Origin of the sequence: Nonomuraea sp. N2-4H (assembly GCF_045291505.1) — a bacterium.
In the GTDB taxonomy this organism is placed as follows: domain Bacteria; phylum Actinomycetota; class Actinomycetes; order Streptosporangiales; family Streptosporangiaceae; genus Nonomuraea; species Nonomuraea fastidiosa.
Window position 1 is genome coordinate 3,548,362 of record NZ_CP147987.1, and the last position, 21,547, is coordinate 3,569,908.

Below are 21,547 nucleotides of genomic sequence, written 5' to 3' on the forward strand. Positions count from 1 at the left end.
TTCTTCCTTCTCGTGGTTCAGGAGGTCTTGGCGGCCGGCGTGCGGCGGGCGGCGATCGAGACGGCCGCGAAGGTGAGGAGCGCGCCGGCGACGGTGAACGCGCCCGGCGCGTGATCACCGGACGGCAGCACGGCGTCCAGGACGATCGAGCCCGCGAGCTGCCCGGCGATCGATGCCATACCCAGCAGGAGCACGCCGATTCTGCGGACGAGCACGGCGGCGGTGCCGATGAACACCACCCCGCACAGGCCGCCGAGATACATCCACCACGCGGTGGGCTGCGCGGGGCCGGATGGTCCGCCGGCCAGGGTCTTGGCGGTCAGGGCGAGGCCGAGGAAGATCGACCCGACGGCGAAGTTCACCCAGGTGGCGGCGAGCGGCGAGGCGACCGCCGCCCCGGTGGCGCCGTTCATGGCCTGCTGCAACCCCAGCAGGAGACCGCCGAACACGGCGAGCAGCGCGGGGAACAGCACCGTGGCCGCCGACGGCACGCCGGAGAGCCCCGGCAGGGCGGAGACCACCGCGGCCACCAGCGTGAGGAGCGCGCCCGCCAGGCGATGGACGCTGGGCCGCTGCTTGACGCCGCCGCCGACGCCCCGGCGCGTCGACGATAAGCCCGCCGATGGTCTGTCCCGCGATGGCCGACACGGTGAACACCGCGATCCCCGTGACGAGCGCCACCGTGGACTGCGCCAGCGCGAACGTCCCGCCCAGCACGCCCGCCAGCAGGTAGCGGCGGGGCAGGCCGCGCTCGCGCGTGGCGGCGGGCACGTCCTTGAGCGCCCGGCGCAGCCCCGGCAGGAAGAGTGCGAGCACGCTCATGATGATCAGGCCGCCGGTGAAGCTGATGGCCGCGGCGGCGATCCCGTCGCCGAGCCGGTGGCTCAGCTCGGCGTTCAGGCGGGACTGCACCGGTACGACGGTGCCCGCCGCGACGGCCGCGACCACGGCCAGGACGCGCGAGCGGGACGGTGACCGGGCGGGCGCCCGGCGAGACATGGTGGTCGAGGTCATGGAGCCTCCCCTGGGTCGGTGTGCGTCAGGAGGCGGCGGCGAGCGCGCCCGCGGCGATGTCGTCGAGGATCGACGGACGCTCCGGGGCCCAGCCGAGGATCCGCCGCGCGGCCTCCCCGCCGGCCTGCTGGTCGAGCAGCAGGGCCTCGCCGAGCAGCCCGAGGCGTTCCAGCGTCTGGACCACCGTCTCAGGGGCGACCCGGCCGTCCAGGCCGATCGTCCGGCTCACGGCCTCGGTGATCTCGCGGACGGTGGGGTTCACACCGCTCGCGCCGATGAAGTACGAGCCCGCGGGTGCGCCTTCCAGCGCCCGTACGTAGAGGTCGGCGAGGTCGTCGACGTGCACCGTGGCCCAGTGCTGGTCGCCGTGGCCGATCATGGTGAGGGCCGGTGCGTCCCCCTCGGTGCGCGGCCCGGCGGCGACCAGGTTCACCAGCCCGCCGCCGTGGCCGTAGACCAGGGCGGGGGCGATCACGACGCCGCGCACGCCCGGCGCGGCGAGCACGCGTTCCGCGATCGGCACCCGCCAGGCGGTCAGGCGCGGCGGGTTCATCGGGCTCGACTCGGTGATCGCGGCGCCGCTGCCGTGCACCCACGCCCCCGTGGTGTGGACGTACGGCCGGTCGCTGCCCTCGAGCGCGGCGAGGATGCTCGTCGCCGCCGAGTCGTCGATCCGCGCGCTGGATCCGTCGGCGGGGAGCGCCGTGTGGATGACGCCGTCGGCGGCGTCGGCGAACCGTCGCACGGAGGGGCCGTCGGCCAGGTCGCCGATGACGGGCTCCGCTCCCCTGTCTCTTACGATCTCCGCCTTGTCCGGGTCGCGGACCAGTGCGCTGACCTGGTGCCCCGCAGTTACCAGCCTGTGGAGGACCGCCGCGCCGACGTAGCCGGTGCCGCCGGTGAGAAATACGCGCATGAGTCGTCCTTCGTCGCGATGTCGTGGATGGCGGCCTGCATGTCGAGAGCCGCATGCCCACTCTCACCGACGCTGACCTATCGCGTCCAACGAAGAGTTCCGATGCCGTTATCGTGTGCTTCGATAGATGAGGGAGGGCGGCATGGACGAGCGCAGGCTGGAGTACTTCATCGCGGTGGCCGAGGAGATGAACTTCACCCGCGCCGCCCAGCGCCTCCAGGTCACGCAGTCGACGCTGTCGGCGGGCATCAAGGCACTGGAGAGCGAGCTGCGCGTCGAGCTGGTGTCGCGTTCGACCCGATCGGTGCATCTCACCGAGGCGGGGTCGGCGTTCCTGCCCGAGGCCAGGGCCGCGCTGGAGGCCCTCGACCGGGCGCGCGCCGCCGTCGAGCCGGTCTCGTCCGGCCTGCGCGGCAGCCTCACCGTCGGCATGCTGACCAGCATGACCATCGTGGACGTGCCCGCGCTGGCCGGCGACTTCCACCGCAGGCACCCGGGCGTGCTGCTGCGCATCTCCATGTCGCAGCGCGGAACGGCGGGGCTGGCCGAGCACATCAAGGAGGGCCGCATGGACGTGGCCTTCGTCGGCACGCACCTGCGCGACGAGCACCTGCACGTCGTACCGATCAAGAGGTACGACCTGCGGCTCCTCGTCCCCGAGGACCACCCGCTGGCGCGGCGCGAGGCGGTGAGCCTGGCCGACGTCGCGGGCGAGCCGTTCATCGACATGCCGCTGGGGTTCGGCCAGCGGCACCGGGTGGACGAGGCGTTCGCCCGCTCGGCGCTCACCCGGCAGGTGCGGGTCGAGGTCTCCGACATCACCACGATCCCCCAGTACGTCGCCCACGGCCTCGGCGTGGCGCTCCTGCCCGAGGCGCTCGGCGTACCGCCGGGCGTGCGGGCGCTGCGCCTGGACGGGAAGCGGCTGTCCTGGACGCTCTGTGCGATCCGCTCGGCCCGGCACAAGCCGACGCGGGCGCTGCACGCGTTCCTCGACCTGCTCCCCCAGCACATCCACCACGAGCGCGCCTTCTGAACGCCAGGCCCCAGCGGCGGTGCGAGGTCAGCCCGCGGGTGCTTCGATGATGACCGTGTGGCTGGCCTCCGCCGGTCCCGTGCGCGAGTCGCCGGGCCATCGCAGCGTGTAGGTGTACTCGCCGGGCTCCGGGCTGTCTCTGAAGGTGAACGTGCCGATGCCGCCCTGGTAGATGTTGCCGGTGACGGTCTGGCCGTCGCTCTTGCGGGTGCGTTCCATCGGGATCCAGACGTTCTCCGGCCGGTCGGTGCCCACGGCTTCCAGCGATCCCCAGAGCCGCAGCGTTGTGCCGGCGACCGCGGTGGCCGGTCCGTTCAGCGTGAGCACGGCCTGGTATCTGACCATCATGGTGACCGACGCCTTGCTCCACCGGCGCTTGCCGTCTCCGTCCCACAGCACGGTGTAGGTGGTCTGACCGCCGGCCGGGGGTGTGTCGTTGATCGTGTAGGTGCCGTCCTCAGCGGTGGTCACGCCGGGCAGGGTCTCGGTGGTGCCGTCGCCGGCCGTGCGGGTCACGATGAGGGGCTGCGCGCCCGGGGCCGTGCCGTCGGGGAAGGTCAGCCGTCCTGTCATGGTGAACGGGACGTGCACCGTCGCGCCGGGCTCCGCCGTCAGCGTCAGGGAACTCTCCGGCAGGGTCACGTCGTGCAGCCGCCACAGGTAGATGCGCTCGTCCGCCTGCACCAGGCTGTAGATGTCACGGCCGGCGTAGGCGCTGCTTCCGCGTGCCACTTCGCCCTTGGGAGGGTTCGCGGTGAAGAGTTCGGCGCCCGACGCCCTGTCGTACACCGTCATCCCGAAGCCCAGTGTGCGCCCGCCCGCGATGTAGGCGCCGTCCGGGCTGATCGCGACGGACCGGGGGTAGCCCTCGGCCTCGGGTCCCTTCTGGTAGTCGCGCACCTTGGTCAAGGTGACGGCGTCCCACATGCTGAAGGCATCAGGAAGCGTGAACGCCGAGATGATGTACGAGCCGTCCGGAGTGACCGCGACGTCATCCAAGCCGTGATGATCGTGGGCGTGTCCGTCGATCTCGCCGCGCAGGACGGGAGCGGCGCCGCTCACGTCGTAGACGAACAAGTCGGCAGGGCTCAGCGTTTCGCCCAGGACCAGCGTGTCGCCGGCCGCCGCGATGAGCGGACCCGCCTTCAGCAGCGAGGTGTCGACGTTCACCGGCTCGGACTCCGGTGTGGAGAGGTCGAGGCCCAGCACGCCCCTCTCGCCGCAGGAATAGGCGACCCACAGGCGGTCGCCGGTGAGCGCCAGATCGTAAGGGCAGCCGTAGTCGCTGAGGTTGATGCGCCGCGCGATCTCCCGCGTGGCGATGTCGATCTCGGCCACCTCTCCGGAGCCGGACAGCGCCGCGTACACGCGGGTGCCGTCAGCTGTCGCGATCAGTCCGTGGGCGCCGGAAACATCGGTGATCGTTTCCTCGACCTCGCCCTTCCTGTCGGTGAAGACGATGCGATCGTCGAGGGACACGACGACCTTGTCACCCGCGACGACGATGTCGTTGCGGTTCGAGGGGACGGGCCCGAGGTCGGTCAAGGTATCGTCGGCCGCGGCCGTGGGCGCCACGGCGACGACCAGGCCGGCGGCCAGAGCCAGAACTCCACCGATCACGGACGATCGTGACGCGATGGACCTGCGCCGGACAGAGGATAAGAAGCGCACGCACACCTCCGCTTCTCGTGAAGACGAAACCCCACGATCAAGCCAGACGGAGATATGCGCGTCAAGATCGACATCAGTGAAGCCGGTCCTACGTCTGGTGACAGTGCCGCCATCACAACAGGTCAGCATGTGCGCGATCACCGAAAGAGCAACGGCGCGGAAAGCGCGACCACGCGAAATGATCCGCCGTCATTAGGATCGAAGTGATGATCTCCGTTAAGCCACCAGAGAGGCGGCGAACACCTCCGGCGCGGCAAAGGACCATCTCAGGCGAGGACGGGAAACCCATGGACGTCACGGTCATCGCGGAAGGCTCCGATCGAGGAGATTTACTCCGTTCCCTGCGAGACTGGCTGAGCGATGCTCCCGAGTTACGCGGGCGGATCGACGGCGTGGAACGGCCGCCGGAGCCCGGCACCCTGGGTCCGCTGCTGGAGGCGCTGTCGGTGGCGCTCGGGCCGGCCGGGGCGGTGACCGCGTTCGTGACCGGGCTCGTCGCCTGGCTGCGCACCCGCCGTGGTGAGGTGAGCATCAAGGTGACGCTCCCCGACGGCACCTCGCTGGAGCTGACCGCGAAACGCGTCGCCGGTCTCGACAGCACCGCGCTGCAGCAGCAGGTGACCGACGTCGCCGCCCTGCTCAAGCAGCATCAGCGGAACGCCGACGAGCCCGAGCCACGCGCGCTGCCGTGACCGACCTGTCGGGCCCCGGCGTACGGGTGCTGCTGATCGCCACGGCGCATCACGAGAACCCGGGGCTGCCGTCGGTGAAGGCGGTCGCCACCTCCTCCGAGGACCTCGGCAAGGTCCTGACGGAGCGCTGCGGCGTACGGCCCGACCGCCTGCGCACGCTGCTCGATCCGCCCGACGCGCGGACCATGGCACGGGCCGTCGCCGAGGAGGCGCAGCGCGCGGAAACGGTGCTGCTCGTCTACTTCATCGGGCACGGCCTCATCGGCCCGGACGGAGAGCTGTACCTGGCGGCGTCCAGCACCGACCGGCTGACTCCCGGGATGGCCGAGCACCAGGCTCTGTCGTTCTCCTCGCTGCGGCAGGCCCTGGAGGCGAGCCGGGCGTCGTCCGTCGTCGTCGTCCTCGACTGCTGTTTCTCCGGGCGAGCGTCCTTGGGAGGGGGCGCGGCCCTTCCCATGACGCCCGCGCACGGCATGTACCTCATGAGCTCGGCCGAGCAGCTCGCCCTCGCTCCCCCGGATGCGAAGCACACCGCGTTCACCGGCGCGCTCATCGACCTGCTGACGAACGGCGACCCGCGCGGGGTCCAGCCGCTGACCCTGGACGCCGTGTTCGACGGAGTGTTCCGTGCCATGAGCGAGCGGCAGGGGCCGCTGCCACGGCGTCAGGCCGGGGACCGCTCGGGGCACCTCGTCATCGCGCCGAACCCGGCGGTGCCCGCGAGGCCGGAGGTCCAGGAGGAGCCGGAGCCCGCGCCGGGCCGCTGCCCGTACCTCGGTCTCGACGCGTACGGTGTGGACGACGCCGGCGTGTTCTTCGGGCGCGACCGCATGACGGAGCGGTTGTTCGCCGCGCTCGCGGAGGCGGCCGAGCCGGGTCCGCTGATCTTGGTGGGCCCGTCGGGTTCGGGGAAGACGTCACTCCTCAATGCCGGTCTCACGGCGAGTCTGCGCGAACGGGGCTTATCGGGCACCACCTCTTGGCTTCCGCTGCGCCTCACTCCCGGCGGTGACCCGCTGCGGCGGCTGGCGGCCGCGTTCGGGACCGGCCCTGAGGACGCCGACGCTCTGCGCGACAGCCCCGATCACGCCGTCGAGCTGGCGGAACGGCTGCTGGCGGGGCGGCCCGAGCAGCGGCTGATCGTGCTGGTCGACCAGTTGGAAGAGCTGTTCACCCTCTGCCGGGTGCCGTCGGAGCGGGCCGCGTTCCTGCGGGCGGTCACCGCCCTGGCGTCGAGGGCGCCGGTGGTGCTCGCGCTCCGGGCCGACTTCTACGGCCGGGCCGCCGCCCATCCCGAACTGCTCACCGCCCTGCGCGACAGGCAGGTGCTGATCGAGCCGATGACCCCGGACGAGCTCCGTTCCGCCATCGAAGGGCCCGCGGCGGCCGCGGGGCTGATCCTCGACGACGGTCTCGCCGACATCATCCTGCACGAGTTCGGAGCGACCGCCGACCGGCAGCCGACCGCAGGGGCGCTGCCCCTGCTGTCCCACGTGCTGTGGGCGACCTGGCTGCGCCGGGTCGGATCGCGGCTCACCGTCGCCCAGTACCGCGCCACCGGCGGCATCGCGGAGGCGATCAAGACCACGGCCGAGAAGGCGTACGAGGAGCTCGACCAGCAGGCGAAGGAGGCCGCGCGGCTCATGCTGCCCCGGCTGGTGCGCGTCGGCGAGGACTCCGCCGACACCGCCCAGCCCGTCGACCGCTCCACGCTGCTGCAGGGCCTGCCCGACCGCGCGGCCGGGCAGCGGGCGCTGGAGGCGTTCATCGAGGCTCGCCTGCTGACGCTCGACCACGACTCCGCCCGCATCAGCCATGAGGCGCTGCTGCGCGCCTGGCCACGGCTGGCGGAGTGGGTGGACGCCGACCGAGAGTGGCTGCGTGCCCGGCAGCAGCTCGCCGCCGACGCGCGGGCATGGGAGCAGGCCGGGCGGGAGCCGTCGCTGCTGTATCGGGGCAGCAGGCTGGCCGCCGTCCGGGCGCGTGCCGAGTCCTCGTCGGCGAGCGCGCTCGAACCCGATCCCGTGATCGCCGAGTTCGTCGCGGCGTCCTGGCGGCAGGAGCGGCGGAGCGTGCGGCGGGCCCGGATCGTGATGGCGTCCCTGCTGGTCCTGGTCGTGCTCGCGGCGTCCGGCGGGGTCGGCTCCTTCGTCTTCCAGCGGCGGGCGGAGCAGGCGTCAGAACGCGACCTCGCCAGGTACCTCGCGGCCGAGGCCGAGAGCCTGCGCGAGGAACAACCCGGCCTGGCGAAGCAGCTCAGCCTGATGGCGTACCGGATGAACAAGGAGGCGGGGCGCGGCGCGCTGCTCAACAGCAGGCGCACACCCGGTGTGATCAACGAGGACGAGCCGGCCTACGACCTCGCCTTCAGCGGCGACGGGCGCGTCCTCGCCATCTCGGCCGGCAGGGCCGTCGAGCTGCGGTTCGAAGGTGGTTCCGGCCGGGTCGAGCCGCAGGACGTCGACCTGATCGGCCCCGTCGTGCTCAGCCGGGACGGCCGGACGCTCGCCATGGTCACGTACGGGCCGCAGACGAGGATCCGGCTGTGGGACGTCGCCGATCCCCGCCGTCCCCGGCAGGTCTCCGCATCCGACCTGGACCAGGCCGCCTACTCGCTCGCGCTCACCCCGGACGGCGGGATCCTTTACGCCGGTACGCAGGCGGGCGAGATCCGGGTCTGGGACGTCGCCGACCGCGCCAGGCCCCAACCGTTGCCGCCGCTCAAGGCGCATTCCTCGCGGGTGGACTCCCTGGCCGCGTCCACCGAACGCGACCTGCTCGCCAGCATGAGCGTGGACGGCCGCATCCAGATCTGGACGGCGGCAGGCTCCGGACGGCCCGACCGGGTCGCGGTGCTCGAAGGCGCGAAGTACCGCCACGACACCAGGACGAACCCTCAGCCACTGCACCGGGTGGCCTTCGATCCCCATGGGCGGCTGCTCGCGGCAGCGGTGGCGGGGAGCACCTACGACAAGCTCCGGCTATGGCGGCTGGACGAGCCGGGCCGCCCCAGGCGCGTGGGCCCGGAAGAGAAAGGGCCGGCAGGCGACCGGCCGTTGCCCGGCTGTCACGACAGCGTGGATTCCGTGGCGTTCAACCCGGCGCACCAGTATTTCGTCGGGACCTGCGGCCGCTCCTGGCACGTCCAGTTCTACACGAGGACCGATGAACCCGCATCGATCAAGACCGGTGCCTCGGGAGAGGGCGCCGCGGCAACGGAACGCGAGGCGGGCATGGTCCTGTTCGACCCCGCTCATCCTCGCAGAATGTTGCAGGCCACGAACCGTGGGGTTCGCGTCTGGGACATCGACAACTACGGCCAGCTCGGCGCCGAATCGGTCATCCCGATAGAGCCCGGAGGCGGAGCTCACTTCGATCACCGCCGGGCGGGGGACAAGGAGCTGCTCGCCCTTGAAGGGAGTACGGGGAATTTCCTCATCGACGTGACGTCCACGCGAGAGAGCGAGGTCCTGGCCGCGACCCGCTCCCCCGGCCTGCTCTACGGCGCCGGCATCGCCCTCAGCCCCGACGGACGTCTGCTCGCCGACGTGGAGATGTTCGAGAAGGTGAACAAGAAAGGCGAGAAAGCAGATTACGTGGGTCTGCGGCTGCGCACGGCCGCCAAAGACGCGCCTTTGCTGGCCACCATCGAAGAGCTGGACAACGGTGTGCAGGGGATCGCCTTCAGCCCCACCCGGCCCATCCTTGCGCTCTCCGATCTCAGCGGCTTCGTCAAGGGGAACCGCAAACCGCCGGTCGTACGGATCTACGACATCGCCGACCCCAGGCATCCGCGGGAGATCAGCCAGATCAAGGCGATCACCAGTCAGTTCGCCTTCTCGCCGGACGGTGAAACCCTCGTCCTCGTCGACGCACCCCGCACGGATCCCGCTCAGCCACAGGCCAACGACAGCGATCTGTTGCAGGGGTGGGATGTCACGGACCCAGCGCGGCCCGAGAAGGTGTGGGAACGGAACGTTCAGGGCGGGATAGGTTCTGCGCGGATCGCGTTCCGGCCGGATGGCAGGCTCCTCGCCGTCTACGACCCCGCCGGGACACTGACCCTGTGGCGTATCGCGAACCCCCGGTCCCCCGAAGCGGTGACCCGCCTCACGCTGGGCAACGACGGCGGTCCCCTCGGCTTCAGCCCCGACGGGACCCTTCTCGCCCTGGTCGCGGACCACGGCGGAACCGGCAAGGAGCGCATCGAGATCTGGGAGGTGAGCGACACGGGCTCTCCCAAGCTGCAGTCTTATCTGCCCAGCGAGTCGTCGAAATCGATCTCGGCACTCGCCTTCAGCCCGGATGGGCGCTTCCTCAACACCGTGCGAAGCGGTGCGGGTGTCGACACCTGGGACATGAGGCCGGAGAGCGTGCTCAGAGACATCTGCGCGGCGGTCGGCGACCCCATCACCCCCGAGCAGTGGCGGCGATACCTCCCTGACCGGCCGTATGAGCCTCCGTGCGGCCAGAAGGTCACCGTTCGATGAAGTGAACGGTACGTTCAACCGCATTCTGTGGTTCGTTATAGTGAACGTATGATTCACCCAATAGGGACGGACACCGAACAGGTCAGCGTCTACCTCGACGACACCTACCTGGCAGAGATCGACACGCGGGTGATCGCGACCGGCAAGCGGGACGGCACGTCGTGGGCGGCCGTCGAGCAGTGCCCGTTCCACCCGCAGGGCGGCGGGCAGCCCGCCGATCGGGGCTGGCTGGACGACGAGGAGATCGTCCCGGTACGTGACCACGAGTCGGGCCTGGTGGTGGCGATGGCGCCGGAGGGCGGCAGCCTGCCGCCGTTCACCGAGGGGCAGCCCGTACGGGCGCGGATCGACCTGCAGACCCGGATGCTGCATGCCGCGCTGCACACGGCGGGACACCTGGTCGAGGCGATGGGCCAGCGGCAGGGATGGGAGAAGGTGGGCAACAACCACTTCCCCGGTCAGGCGCGGATCGAGTTCCTGATGCCGGAGGCGGAGACGCGGCTGGCCGATCCGCAGGGCCGGGAGGAGGTGACCGCCACCCTGCAGGCCGCGGTGGTGGAGGCGATCAAGGATGATCTGCCGGTTTTCGCGCGGAACGACGGCGAGCGGCGGCGCATGGTGCACATCGACGACCTGCACGCGGTGCCGTGCGGCGGCACCCACGTGCGCAGCCTCGCCGACCTGGCCGAGGTGACCGTGACGGGGCTGAAGGTCAAGAAGGGCCGCATCCGCGTCTCCTACACCGCCGCCCACAGGAGCGCCTGATGACCGCAACCGGCCGGCAGCCGGTCAGCAGCACCGCGGCCGCGATCGGCGCGAAGATCCGCCTGCGCCGCCAGCAGCGCGGCATGAGCGCGGCGGAGACGGCGCGGCGCGCCGGGCTGAGCAAGGCCACCTTGTCGCAGCTGGAGGCGGGCAAGGGCAACCCGACCATCGACACCCTGGACGCGATCGCCATCGCGCTGGGCATCCCGCTCGCCGACCTGCTGGCCCGCGAGGCCGACACCGGCCCGGTCTACCGGCCGGGCACGCCCGCCGCGCCGGGTGAGGTCTCACGCGAGCTGCTGCGCCGCATCAGCAGCGGCAACAGCCTGGAGATCTGGCGTCTGCGGGTGCCGCCCGAGACGGAGCTGGCCGGGGTGCCGCATGCGACCGGCACGATCGAGCACCTGCTGGTCTCCTCCGGGCGGGTGACGGCCGGACCCGTCGATGCCCCGCAGGAATTGAACCCCGGCGATATGCTCGCCTTCGCCGGCGACGCCCCGCATTTCTACCGCACCGACACCGAACCCGTGGACATCACCGTCGTCCTGGCCTCTCCTATCAACCCTTGAAAACCACCGATATAAGGAAAGGCGCATTCCGCGCACGGTCGAACACGCAAGTCGAGGCCGCCGAGGGTGGAGCGCGTTCAGGCGAGGGTCTCGGCGTCGAGGCGGCCCTCGCCGCGGCCGGGGATGGTGGCGTCGCACATGAGGATGGCGGCGCCGCCGATGTGGTGCGCCTCGTTGATGGGCCGGTCCCTGGCGGCCGTGGAAGCGCTGGCCGGCTCTGGAACTGGCGAGCACGATCCGCCATGACGGCAACGGCGGCGTCCGGCCTGGACGCGGCGTCGCAGGTGCCGTCCATCGTCCAGTCGGGCGCGGGCCCGCAGGCGAACATCGGCACGTGAGCCGCGCGGCGGCAGGGTGACGATGTCCGCAGCCATCACCCGGCCCGCTGCCGAGGACGGCCGGGTGATGGCGCGCTGGACCCCCACCACCCGGCCTGGTGTCCCGGGTGCTGGACCACCACCCCCGGTCTGCTGTCCGGGGCGCTGGACCGCCACCCCCGGCCGCCCGCATGGGGACAACAGACTCAATGCGGCATGGGCCCGAGATCGATGCGATGGACCTGCGCCGCCGACTCGATCACCAGTGCCCGCTCCTCCTGCCGCCAGGTCACGGGCCGCCCGTCGCCGAGCGCGCGCACCCCGGTGATCTCCCGGTCGAGCAGCCCGGACGCCCGCCCGAGCCGCCGCAGCACCACCGGTCCCCGAACCGGCTCGGCGAGCGCGATGGCGTAGAGGGACGTGCCGGTGGCGGTGTAACGGATGTCCTCGGCGGTCATCGCGCCGCCCTCGTTGAAGCCCTGGGCCCTGAGCGCGGGCGGGTCGTCCGCCGACGGTCCCTCGCCGAACACCTTCCAGGGGACGGTGTCGAAGATCGCTTCACCGTTGACCGCGAGCCAGTCGCCGATGCCGGCCAGGATCGCCCGCTCGTCGTCGTCGATCTCGCCATCGCCGGTGATCGGGACGCTGAGCAGGAGGTTGCCGTTCTTGCTGACCACGTCGGCGAGCATGCCGATCACCTGCGCCGCGCTCTTGTAGCCGTGCTCGGCGAGCCTGCGCTCGTCGTAGTGCCACGAGCCCAGGCAGGTGCAGGTCTGCCAGGGTTCCGGTTCGATGCGGTCGCTCGCGCCGCGCTCGACGTCCCAGGTGAGGGCGCGCCGCTGCCGCTCGTCGAGGATCTTGCCGCAGACGACCATGTCCTCGCTGAGGTTGTACAGCTCGGCCGCGATCTCCAGCCCGACCGGGCCGCACTGGTGCAGCGGCAGCACGGTGTCGTCGAAGTACACCAGATCCGGCCGGTACTTTCCGGCCAGCTGCAGGGTCCTGGCCTTGAAGTTCGCCTGGTAGGCGGCGTCCGGCCAGTGCTCGGGGTCGGGCCAGTCCCAGGTGCGGTTGACCGTCTCCGGCTGGTCGAAGCCGGGGACCGGCCGGTGGTTCTGGGCGTACAGCTCCTGCGGGTCGAGCCCTTCCCACCAGGTGCCCGCGCCGTCCGCCTTGGTCAGCCGCCCGTCGTACGGCACGCCCGCCAGCGGCCCGTCGGGATCGGCGCCCTGGCTCGGCTCGTACCACGACCAGGCGTGCGCCGCGTGCACGCTCACCCCGAACCGCAGCCCCTGCCCGCGCGCAGCGGCGGCCCACTCCCCCACGATGTCGCGGCGCGGGCCCACCCGCACCGAGTTCCACGCGTGGTGCGGGCTGTCCCATAGGTCGAGGTTGTCGTGGTGGTTGGCCATGGCCACGAAGTAGCGGGCACCCGTACGCGCGTACAGGCCGAGCAGTTCCTCAGGATCCCAGCGAGCCGCCTTCCACTCGTTAATGACGTCTTTGAACCCGAACTGCGACGGATGCCCGTACCGCTCCAGGTGGAACCGGTAGGCGTCGGTGCCCGGGAGGTACATGTTCCGGGCGTACCAATCCCCGAACCCCGGCTGACACTGCGGCCCCCAGTGTCCCCAGAGCCCGAACTTGGCCTTCGGGAACCACTCTGGCGTCTCCCGCTCCTCCAACGACTCCCACGACGGTGTGAACTGCACGACTCTCCTCACTCTTCGCCGGCTGTCACAAGGATGGTGCACGAACCCGGAACGCCACCGCCCAGGCCCGCCTGCGTCGCACATCGCACCGGCGTTCCGCGCGGCCGAGGCCGGCTGGAATTCCTATCGGGACGAGTCCCGGCCGGCGCGTGGATACTGACCTCATGTGGTGGCGACGTCGCAAACGGTCCCCGTACGAGCCCGGCGTCCGCGCGTACGGCGCGTGGCGCGTCTACGCCGACTCCGTCGAGGGCAGCGACCACATCGTGGACAGGAAGGACAACGGTCACGTCTACGAGGTGTCCTGGGTCAAGACGGAGGCCATCGCACTGGAGTACCTGCGCCGCCGGGACGTCCGCCGAGAGGGCCACTACGTGATCGTGGAGACGCCGCACCGCGACCTCGGCCGCGACATGATCATGATTTTCGACGAGGCCGACGGCTCCTTGATCGAGATACCCGAGCGCACGCCGCTTCCGTAGCCGACGCCGTCGCCGACCCACTGCGCCCGCTGCGGCTACCCGGTCCTGCCCGTCACCGATGTGACGCCCTCCTCCTGCGGCGACCCGGACTGCGGCCACCCCTGGCACACGGCGGACTTCGCGTGGAGTGCCGACCGGGTGATCCTTGCCGGAGCGGGGTACCGGTGCACGCAGTGCCGGAGCGCCGCTTGCCGGGCCTGCTACGAGGCCACGGGCAGCGAACAGACGACGATCACGCACGGCTTTCTGTGGGATCCGGACGACGAGCAGCCACATCCGTCAGACGAGATCCTGATGCGCCTGTGCTGGATCTGCGGGAGTCCCGTCACGATTCTCGACGAGTGATCGGCCTCGCCGCTCACCGGCGGCCACCGGGCGGCTCGCAGCGGACGGAGGGCGTGGCCGCCGCCGTCACACCGTCGGTCGCGCTTCAGGCTCCTGCGCGCCGCTACCAGGTTGCGGGCGCAGGCCGTCCATCATGACCGTGACGAAGCCGGCGGCGAGCTCCGGGGAGCTCTCGCTGGAGCGGGCGATGGCGTAGGTCGCCTCGCCCAGCAGCACGGTGGTGACGGCGGGGTGGATGTCGGTCCTGATCGCGCCGGCGTCGCGCGCCCGCGCGAGCATGGCGTGCAGGGCGTCGCGGAGCTCGGTGCGCAGCGTGGCGGTCAAGGGGAGCTGCAGGCCCTCGAGCTGCCCGCTCATGACCCGGTGGGCGGCCTGGAAGTCGATCAGTTCGAGCAGGAACGCGCGCAGCGCCGCGCCCGGGTCGTCCTCGGTCAGTGCCTCGCGGGCGCGCTGGACGAGCGGTTCGAGCAGGTCGGCGGTGGCCGCGTCGATGAGCGCGTCCTTGGTGCCGAAGGCCCGTACGACCGTCGCGGCCCCCAGCCCGGCCTGGCGGGCGATGGTCTCCACGGTGAGCGTCGCGCCGGGCCGGACGAGCAGTGTCTTGGCCGCTTCCAAGGCGAGGTTCCGGTTGCGTATCGCATCCGCCCGGCGCGGCTGCTGCTGGGCCGCCTTGGGGGTCGACATCTGGAACGCCCTCCCACGTCAACGAACTGGAACGCTTATTCCGGTTGGACGCTATCCATCTGGGGTGGGCACATGCAAGCTTCACCGCTCACGCACGGTCGAGGACGCGGCGCAGGGCGGTGGTGGCGGCGGCGAACTCGGCGTCGCCGAGGAGCGTCGAGCCCCATTCGAGCAGCGGCCGCCGCGCCTGCTGGATGCGGGCGGCGGCGAGCCGGGCGACCTGCTCGATGGTGTCGCGCTGCACGTCGATGACCGCATCGACCAGGCCCTCCAGGGAGGGCAGGCCGTAGGCGGCGGCGAAGAGCTCCATCCGGCGGCGCCGGTCGGGAGGTTCGGGGCAGCGCAGCCGGCGCAGGCATTCGGCGTCGTCGCGGAAGGGGGCGACGGGGGCTTCTGCGGCTCTCCCGGCGCGATCGGGATCGTCTCCAACGGGCGCACCTACACCTGCCGTGGCGGGCACTGGCGACGCTGCCCCGGCCGGTCACGCGTACGCGCGGCAGTGCGCGGTCATGGGGTGCCGGCGTGGGAGCGCTTCTCCTCGTCGGCGAAGCGTTCCCAGGCCGACTGGCGGGTGATGCCGAGCGCCGCGCCGATCCTGGCCCAGCTCACGCCCCGGGCGCGCAGGTCGGCGACCCTGCGGCGCAGGCCGAGCTCGACCTGGGTGCCGACGGCGTCGATCCTGGGCAGGGCGCGCAGGATCTCCTCGTCGGACATGCTCCCCCATTCGGGGATCTCCGGCTGGGACGGCCCGGCGCCGGCGGCCAGGATGTCGTTGCAGGCCGCGACGCATTGGTCGCAGATGTAGATGCCGGGCCCGGCGATGATCTTGCCGACTTCGGCGGCCGCCTTCCCGCAGAACGAGCAGCGGGGCGGAGGAGTGGAGCTCATGCGCGTGCGCCCTTCCGGCGGAGACGTTTGTCAGGTTAGCCCTGACACCTGTACGCGAGAGCATACGGCGTCAGGGCAGCCCTGACAACACGGTCAGCCGGTCACGGTGATGCGGTAGGTGCGGCCCGCGCGGCCTGACACGGTGATGACGTCCGGCTCGGGGCGCTCGACCTTCACGGCGTCGCCGGTCCCGGTGTCGGTCACCTTGACTTCGCCCGTGAACGCGCGGCTGCGGACGTTCACCGTCGCCGTGCGGTCGAAGGCGATGCGGACCTCCGTGGCCGCGCCGGACCTCCAGGTGGCGTCCACCGTGTGACCGCCGCGCCCGCGCAGGCCGCGCACCTCGCCGTTCGGCCAGGCGGGCGGCAGAGCGGGCAGCACGTGCAGCTCGCCGGCGTGGCTGTGCAGCAGCATCTCGGCGATGCCGGAGGTGGCGCCGAAGTTGCCGTCGATCTGGAACGGGGGATGCAGGTCGAACATGTTGGGCGCGAGCCGGTCCGTACGGACGAGGAGGCGGAGCAGCTCGTGCGCCCGGTCGCCCTCCTCCAGGCGCGCCCAGTAGTTGATCTTCCAGGCGAGCGACCAGCCGGTGCCGTCGTCGCCGCGCAGTTCGAGGGTGCGCCGGGCGGCGTCGTGCAGCTCGGGCGTGCCGCGCTTGGTGATCTGGTTGCTGGGGTGCAGGCCGTAGAGGTGGGAGACGTGCCGGTGGTTGGTCTCGGGCTCGATCCAGTCGTACAGCCACTCCTGGATGTTGCCGCGCGAGCCGATCTTCATGGGGGCGAGCCGGTCGCGGGCGGCGAGGACCTGCTCGCGGAAGTCCGCGTCGACGCCGAGCGCGTCGGCGGCCTTGGCGCAGCCGTCGAACAGGTCGCGCAGGATCTGGTTGTCCATCGTGGGCCCCGCGCAGACGCTGGCGTCGGGGTGGTGGGCCAGCTCCGGCGAGTTGGACGGGTTGGTGACCAGGTAGCCGAGGTTCGGCTCCTCGACGAGCGTGTCGAGGAAGAACTGCGCGGCGCCCTTCATGGCCGGGTAGTGCTCGCGGAGGAAGCCGAGGTCGCCGGTGAAGGCGTAGTGGTCCCAGATGAGGGTGGCCAGCCAGGCGCCGCCGGTCTGCCACATGCCCCAGAACGCGCCGTCCACGACGGACGTGCCCCGCCAGGCGTCGGTGTTGTGGTGGGTCACCCAACCGCCGGCGTCGTACTGCGCCTTGGCCGTGCGTGCGCCGCTGACCGCCAGCTCGTCGATCATCTTGAAGACCGGCTCGAAGCACTCCGGCAGGTTCGTGGTGTCGGCCGGCCAGTAGTTCATCGGCAGGTTGGCGTTGATCGTGTATTTGGAGTCCCACGCCGGGCTCAGCGAGTCGTTCCAGATGCCCTGCAGGTTGGCCGGTTGGGTGCCGGGCCTGGAGGAGGAGATCAGCAGGTAGCGGCCGAACTGGAACAGCAGCACGGAGAACTGCGGGTCGTCGGTGCTCGCGTGCTGCGCGATCCGCACGTCGGTGGGCTGGTCGGCGGCCGCGGTGCGGCCGAGGTCGAGGGTGGTGCGCCCGAACAGCCGCCGGTAGTCGGCGACGTGCCGCCCTCTGAGGTCGTCGTACGCTCTGCCCGCGGCGGCGTCGAGGTGGCGGCGGGCGATGCCCTCGTGGTCGCCGCTGACGTCGCGCCAGTCGCGGTAGCTGGAGCCGATGGAGATCAGCAGCGTCACGCTGTCGGCGTCGCGCACCTGGAGGGTGCCGTTCGAGCTGCTGACGGTGCCGCCCTCGGCGACGGCGCGGGCCAGGGCGAGGAACTTGACGGAGCCCTTCAGCCCTTCCATGTCGCCGGAGACGCCGTCGAGGCCCACGGTGGTCGCGTCGGGGCTGGTCAGCGTCGTCCGCTGGGGGCTTGCGAACGTCGCGGAGAACGTGATCGAGCCGGGTGTGTCGGCGGTCAGGCGGACGGCGATCACCTGGTCGGGGGCGCTGGCGAACACCTCGCGCCGGTAGCGCACGCCGTTCCGCCGGTAGGACACGCCCGTGATCGCGGTGGTGAGGTCGAGGTAGCGGTGGTACTCCGCGACGGCGGCGCCGCCGGGGAAGGTGAGCCGCAGGTCGCCGACCGTCTGGTAGGCGAGCTGCCCGGCGGGGGCGCCGAGCATGGCCTGGTCGATGAGGGCCTGGGCCTCGCTCCACTTGTCCTGGAAGACGAGCTGCCGGATCCGGTCCAGCTCCTGCGCGCCCCTGGGGTTGCTCTGGTCGTACGGGCCGCCCGCCCAGACGGTGTCCTCGTTGAGCTGCAGCCGCTCGGTGTCGGTGTTGCCGAACACCATGGCGCCGAGGCGGCCGTTGCCGATCGGCAGGGCGCGCAGCCAGTCGGTGCCGGCGCTCTCGTCGTACCAGAGGGCGAGGTCGTGGGCGGCGCGCACCTCGGGAGGCGGCGCGACGGCGGCCCTCGCGGTGGCCGTCCAGGACAGCGGGAACATCGCGGCACCGGCACCGACAGCGCCGAACTTCAGAACTTGCCTTCGCGATACATCGGACATCTCTGTGATCGTCCCCTTGGGGGTCGCGGGCTTACGGGGGCGCGCCGACTTCCTGGAGGAAGGTAAAGCGGCATGACGGTGCCCGTCAACCGGCCGATCACGCATCGGACAGGAAAATCGGCGCCCGAAACACCCGGCGAAGGAACGACAACTAACATCGGATCTCTATCGTCAACGCCGCGCCGCCCTGAAAGTTTCACGCCCGCCGGCGCCGCATCGTGATCTCCCCGGGCGCGAAACGCCAGGCGAGAAGGTGTGCCCGCCGCGACGCCCCCACCGGCGGGCGGATCCCGTCATTGACTCCGCCCAGGCCCTCGGCTGTACTCCGCGACAGGAGCTTCACGTACCCGCTTGATGTTAGCGCTAACAGCACCTGCCACAAGGGAGACCATCGGTGAAATCCGTCCTGCGCACGGTCCTGTGCACCATGGGCCTGCTGCTTCCCAGCGTGCTGTTCCCGTCCGCGGCCGCCGCCGACAACCCGATCGTGCAGACCATCTACACGGCCGACCCCGCGCCCCTCGTCCACGACGGCCGCCTCTACGTCTACACCGGCCACGACGAGGACGGCTCCACGTGGTTCACGATGCGCGAATGGCGCGTCTACTCCACCACGGACATGGCCAACTGGACCGATCACGGCTCGCCCATGAGCCTGGAGACGTTCGCCTGGGCCGACGACAACGCCTGGGCGGGCCACGTCGTCCACCGCAACGGCCGCTTCTACTGGTATGTGCCGGTACGCCACCGCGCCACCGGCTCGATGGCCATCGGTGTCGGGGTTTCCGACAGCCCCACAGGGCCGTTCCATGACGCCCTCGGGCGCCCGCTCGTCAACAACAACGAGATCGACCCGAACGTCTTCATCGACGACGACGGCCAGGCCTACCTGTACTGGGGCAACCCCAACCTCTGGTACGTCCGGCTTAATCCCGACATGATCTCCTACTCCGGCGCCCCGACGCAGATCCCGCTCACCACCGCCGGGTTCGGCACGCGTACCGGCAACCCCGACCGCCCGACCCTGTACGAGGAGGGCCCCTGGGTCTACAAGCGCAACGGCCTGTACTACATCGTCTTCGCCGCCGAGTGCTGCTCGGAGTTCATCGGCTATTCGACCGCGCCCACCCCGACCGGCCCGTGGACGTACCGGGGCACGATCATGCCGACCCAGGGCAGCAGCTTCACCAACCATCCGGGCGTCATCGATTACCGGGGCGGCTCGTACTTCTTCTACCACAACGGCGCGCTCCCGGGCGGAGGTGGTTTCACCAGGTCAGTGGCCGTCGAGAAGTTCAGCTACAACGCGGACGGCACGTTCCCCACGATCACCATGACCACCGCGGGGCCGCCGCAGATCGGCACGCTCGACCCGTACGTCCGCCAGGAGGCCGAGACGACCGCGTGGGCCCAGGGCGTCGAGACGGAGCCGTCCAGCGAGGGCGGCATGAACGTCGGCTATATCGAGAACGGCGACTACCTCAAGGTCAAGGGCGTCGCGTTCGGCGGCGGCGCGTCCTCCTTCACCGCCCGCGTGGCCTCGGCCACCGACGGCGGCCGGATCGAGCTGCGGCTCGACGGCCCCACGGGCACCCTCGTGGGCACCTGCACCGTCACCGGCACCGGCGGCTGGCAGAGCTGGACCTCGGTCAGCTGCCCGGTGTCCGGCGCGACCGGCACGCACGACCTCTACCTCCGCTTCACCGGCGGCAGCGGCTACCTGCTGAACGTCGACTGGTGGCGTTTCACGTCCCAGTGAACCGCCGGACGAGCCCCCGTACCCCCCGTTGAGGAGAGACTTCGATGACCAGGAAACGAACGCGCATCTCTCTCGCCCTGACCATGCTGCTCACCATGACGGCGGGCGCCATCGTGACCGGCCCGCCCGCGCAGGCGCTGGAGAACGGCGTGGGCCGCACCCCGCCGATGGGCTGGAACACCTGGAACACCTTCGGCTGCAACATCAACGAGACGCTGATCAAGCAGACGGCCGACGCGCTCGTCAGCTCCGGCATGCGCGACCTGGGCTACGAGTACGTGGTGGTCGACGACTGCTGGTTCGCGCCCGAGCGCGACTCGGCGGGCAACCTGCAGGCCAACCCGTCCAGGTTCCCCAGCGGCATGAAGGCGCTCGGCGACTACCTGCACGCCAGGGGCCTGAAGTTCGGCCTGTACCAGGCGCCGCTCGACCGGACCTGCGCACAGTACTTCGGCAGCTATCCGGGCGCGACCGGCAGCCTCGGCCACGAGGAGCAGGACGCCCGGCAGTTCGCCGCCTGGGGCGTCGACTACCTCAAGTACGACTGGTGCTCCCCCACCGGCACCATCGACGACCAGGTGCGCACGTTCGCGAAGATGCGCGACGCGCTGGCCGCGACCGGCCGGCCGATCCTCTACAGCATCAACCCCAACAGCATCCACGAGAAGACCGGGCCGCAGCGTGACTGGGGCGACGTCGCCAACATCTGGCGCACGACCGAGGACATCACGAACGCCTGGGACACGGGGCAGACCAACGGCTACCCGATGGGCATCAAGAACATCGTGGACGTGAACGTGCCGCTCGCGGGCAACGCCCGGCCGGGACAGTTCAACGACCCGGACATGATGGTCGTCGGCCGCGGCGGCATGAACGACACCGAGATGCGCAGCCACTTCGCGCTGTGGGCGATCATGGCCGCCCCGCTGATCGCCGGGAACGACATCCGCAACATGGACTCCGCCACCTCGACGATCCTGAAGAACGCGAACCTGATCGCGATCAACCAGGACCCGCTCGGCCTGCAGGCCGTTCAGGTCGGCTTCGACGGAACGCGCCGCGTGCTGGCCAAGCGGCTGAGCAACGGCGACGTCGCGGTCGCGCTGTTCAACCAGGGCGGCAGCACCACCACGATCAGCACCACGGCCGCCGCCATCGGCCTCACCGGCGGCCCGTTCACGCTGCGCGACGCCTGGACGAACGCCGTCACCACGACGACCGGCACCATTTCGGCGACGGTGCCGGCGCACGGCACCGCCGTGTTCCGCGTCAGCGGCGGCACCCCGGCCCCGCCGCCCGTCCGCATTCAAGGGGCGGGCTCGGGCCGCTGCCTCGACGTGACCGAAGCCTCCCAGGCCAACGGCACCCCCGTGATCATCTGGGACTGCCACCAGCAGGCCAACCAGCAGTGGACCGTGACCGCCGACGGCGAGCTGCGCGTCTACGGCGGCAAGTGCCTGGACGTCGAGCAGGCCGGCACCGCCGATGGCACCGCGGTCATCATCTGGGACTGCAACGGCCAGGACAACCAGAAGTGGCGCTTCAACGACGACGGCACCATCACGGCGGTGGGCGCGGGCAAATGCCTGGACGTGGCGGGCAACGCCACCGCGAACGGCAGCCGGCTGCAGATCTGGACGTGCACGGGTGCGGCCAACCAGCGCTGGTCCCGCATCTCATGACGCGT

General features: G+C 70.9%; 15 protein-coding genes and 2 pseudogenes. 8 read left to right on the top strand and 9 right to left on the bottom strand.

Going from position 1 to position 21,547, the window contains the following annotated elements; translation table 11 throughout:
- Positions 1 to 17: 17 nt before the first annotated feature.
- From WBK31_RS16530 to WBK31_RS16540, 3 genes and pseudogenes are all read right to left on the bottom strand, one after another.
- A complete protein-coding gene (locus tag WBK31_RS16530; RefSeq protein WP_378788739.1) occupies positions 18 to 530 on the bottom strand; it encodes a DMT family transporter in 513 nt (170 codons plus the stop codon).
- Between the two features lie 124 nt (positions 531 to 654).
- Positions 655 to 1,014: pseudogene (locus WBK31_RS16535) on the bottom strand (DMT family transporter); the annotation flags it as partial.
- Positions 1,015 to 1,039: 25 nt separating this feature from the next.
- The gene (locus WBK31_RS16540; RefSeq protein ID WP_406675169.1) at positions 1,040 to 1,930 is read right to left on the bottom strand and encodes an NAD-dependent epimerase/dehydratase family protein; all 891 of its coding nucleotides are present in this window, start codon (positions 1,928 to 1,930) and stop codon (positions 1,040 to 1,042) included.
- 142 nt (positions 1,931 to 2,072) lie between these two features.
- Between WBK31_RS16540 and WBK31_RS16545 the strand changes: the two genes are divergently transcribed.
- Positions 2,073 to 2,966, top strand: coding sequence for a LysR substrate-binding domain-containing protein (locus tag WBK31_RS16545; RefSeq protein ID WP_364051793.1), 894 nt, complete (start codon positions 2,073 to 2,075; stop codon positions 2,964 to 2,966).
- Between the two features lie 27 nt (positions 2,967 to 2,993).
- Here the strand turns inward: WBK31_RS16545 and WBK31_RS16550 are convergent, their stop codons facing one another.
- Positions 2,994 to 4,586: a hypothetical protein gene (locus tag WBK31_RS16550; protein WP_406675170.1), complete on the bottom strand. Its 1,593-nt coding sequence runs from the start codon at positions 4,584 to 4,586 to the stop codon at positions 2,994 to 2,996.
- Between the two features lie 338 nt (positions 4,587 to 4,924).
- On the opposite strand from WBK31_RS16550, the gene WBK31_RS16555 reads away from it, so the two are divergent.
- From WBK31_RS16555 to WBK31_RS16570, 4 genes are read left to right on the top strand one after another with little or no spacing between them, the layout of a single operon-like run.
- Positions 4,925 to 5,329, top strand: coding sequence for an effector-associated constant component EACC1 (locus WBK31_RS16555; protein WP_364051799.1), 405 nt, complete (start codon positions 4,925 to 4,927; stop codon positions 5,327 to 5,329).
- Positions 5,326 to 9,819, top strand: coding sequence for a caspase, EACC1-associated type (locus WBK31_RS16560; RefSeq protein WP_406675171.1), 4,494 nt, complete (start codon positions 5,326 to 5,328; stop codon positions 9,817 to 9,819). Before WBK31_RS16555 ends, WBK31_RS16560 begins: the two co-directional genes overlap by 4 nt.
- Positions 9,820 to 9,867: 48 nt before the next feature.
- On the top strand, positions 9,868 to 10,584 hold the full coding sequence (locus WBK31_RS16565) for a hypothetical protein (RefSeq protein WP_406675172.1): 717 nt from the start codon (positions 9,868 to 9,870) through the stop codon (positions 10,582 to 10,584).
- Positions 10,584 to 11,153, top strand: a complete 570-nt coding sequence (locus WBK31_RS16570; protein ID WP_378788730.1) for a helix-turn-helix domain-containing protein — start codon at positions 10,584 to 10,586, stop codon at positions 11,151 to 11,153. Before WBK31_RS16565 ends, WBK31_RS16570 begins: the two co-directional genes overlap by 1 nt.
- 523 nt (positions 11,154 to 11,676) lie before the next feature.
- Here the strand turns inward: WBK31_RS16570 and WBK31_RS16575 are convergent.
- Positions 11,677 to 13,182 (bottom strand): alpha-L-fucosidase, encoded by a 1,506-nt coding sequence (locus WBK31_RS16575; RefSeq protein WP_378788728.1) that lies wholly within the window; start codon positions 13,180 to 13,182, stop codon positions 11,677 to 11,679.
- A gap of 164 nt (positions 13,183 to 13,346) precedes the next feature.
- Between WBK31_RS16575 and WBK31_RS16580 the strand changes: the two genes are divergently transcribed.
- Entirely contained in the window at positions 13,347 to 13,664 is a 318-nt protein-coding gene (locus WBK31_RS16580) for a hypothetical protein (RefSeq protein ID WP_406675173.1), read from the top strand.
- Between the two features lie 411 nt (positions 13,665 to 14,075).
- Here the strand turns inward: WBK31_RS16580 and WBK31_RS16585 are convergent, their stop codons facing one another.
- The 4 genes and pseudogenes from WBK31_RS16585 to WBK31_RS16600 form a co-directional block, all read right to left on the bottom strand.
- Positions 14,076 to 14,693: a TetR/AcrR family transcriptional regulator gene (locus tag WBK31_RS16585; RefSeq protein ID WP_364051817.1), complete on the bottom strand. Its 618-nt coding sequence runs from the start codon at positions 14,691 to 14,693 to the stop codon at positions 14,076 to 14,078.
- Positions 14,694 to 14,781: 88 nt separating this feature from the next.
- Positions 14,782 to 15,003, bottom strand: coding sequence for a hypothetical protein (locus tag WBK31_RS16590; protein WP_406675175.1), 222 nt, complete (start codon positions 15,001 to 15,003; stop codon positions 14,782 to 14,784).
- 452 nt (positions 15,004 to 15,455) lie between these two features.
- Positions 15,456 to 15,581: pseudogene (locus WBK31_RS16595) on the bottom strand (ClpX C4-type zinc finger protein); the annotation flags it as partial.
- Positions 15,582 to 15,674: 93 nt separating this feature from the next.
- The gene (locus tag WBK31_RS16600) at positions 15,675 to 18,101 is read right to left on the bottom strand and encodes a glycoside hydrolase family 95 protein (RefSeq protein ID WP_364051823.1); all 2,427 of its coding nucleotides are present in this window, start codon (positions 18,099 to 18,101) and stop codon (positions 15,675 to 15,677) included.
- A gap of 394 nt (positions 18,102 to 18,495) precedes the next feature.
- On the opposite strand from WBK31_RS16600, the gene WBK31_RS16605 reads away from it, so the two are divergent.
- Together WBK31_RS16605 and WBK31_RS16610 are read left to right on the top strand one after the other, a co-directional pair.
- Positions 18,496 to 19,860 (top strand): glycoside hydrolase family 43 protein, encoded by a 1,365-nt coding sequence (locus WBK31_RS16605; RefSeq protein ID WP_364051826.1) that lies wholly within the window; start codon positions 18,496 to 18,498, stop codon positions 19,858 to 19,860.
- A gap of 44 nt (positions 19,861 to 19,904) precedes the next feature.
- The gene (locus tag WBK31_RS16610; protein WP_364051829.1) at positions 19,905 to 21,542 is read left to right on the top strand and encodes a lectin; all 1,638 of its coding nucleotides are present in this window, start codon (positions 19,905 to 19,907) and stop codon (positions 21,540 to 21,542) included.
- The last annotated feature ends 5 nt before the right edge of the window (positions 21,543 to 21,547 follow it).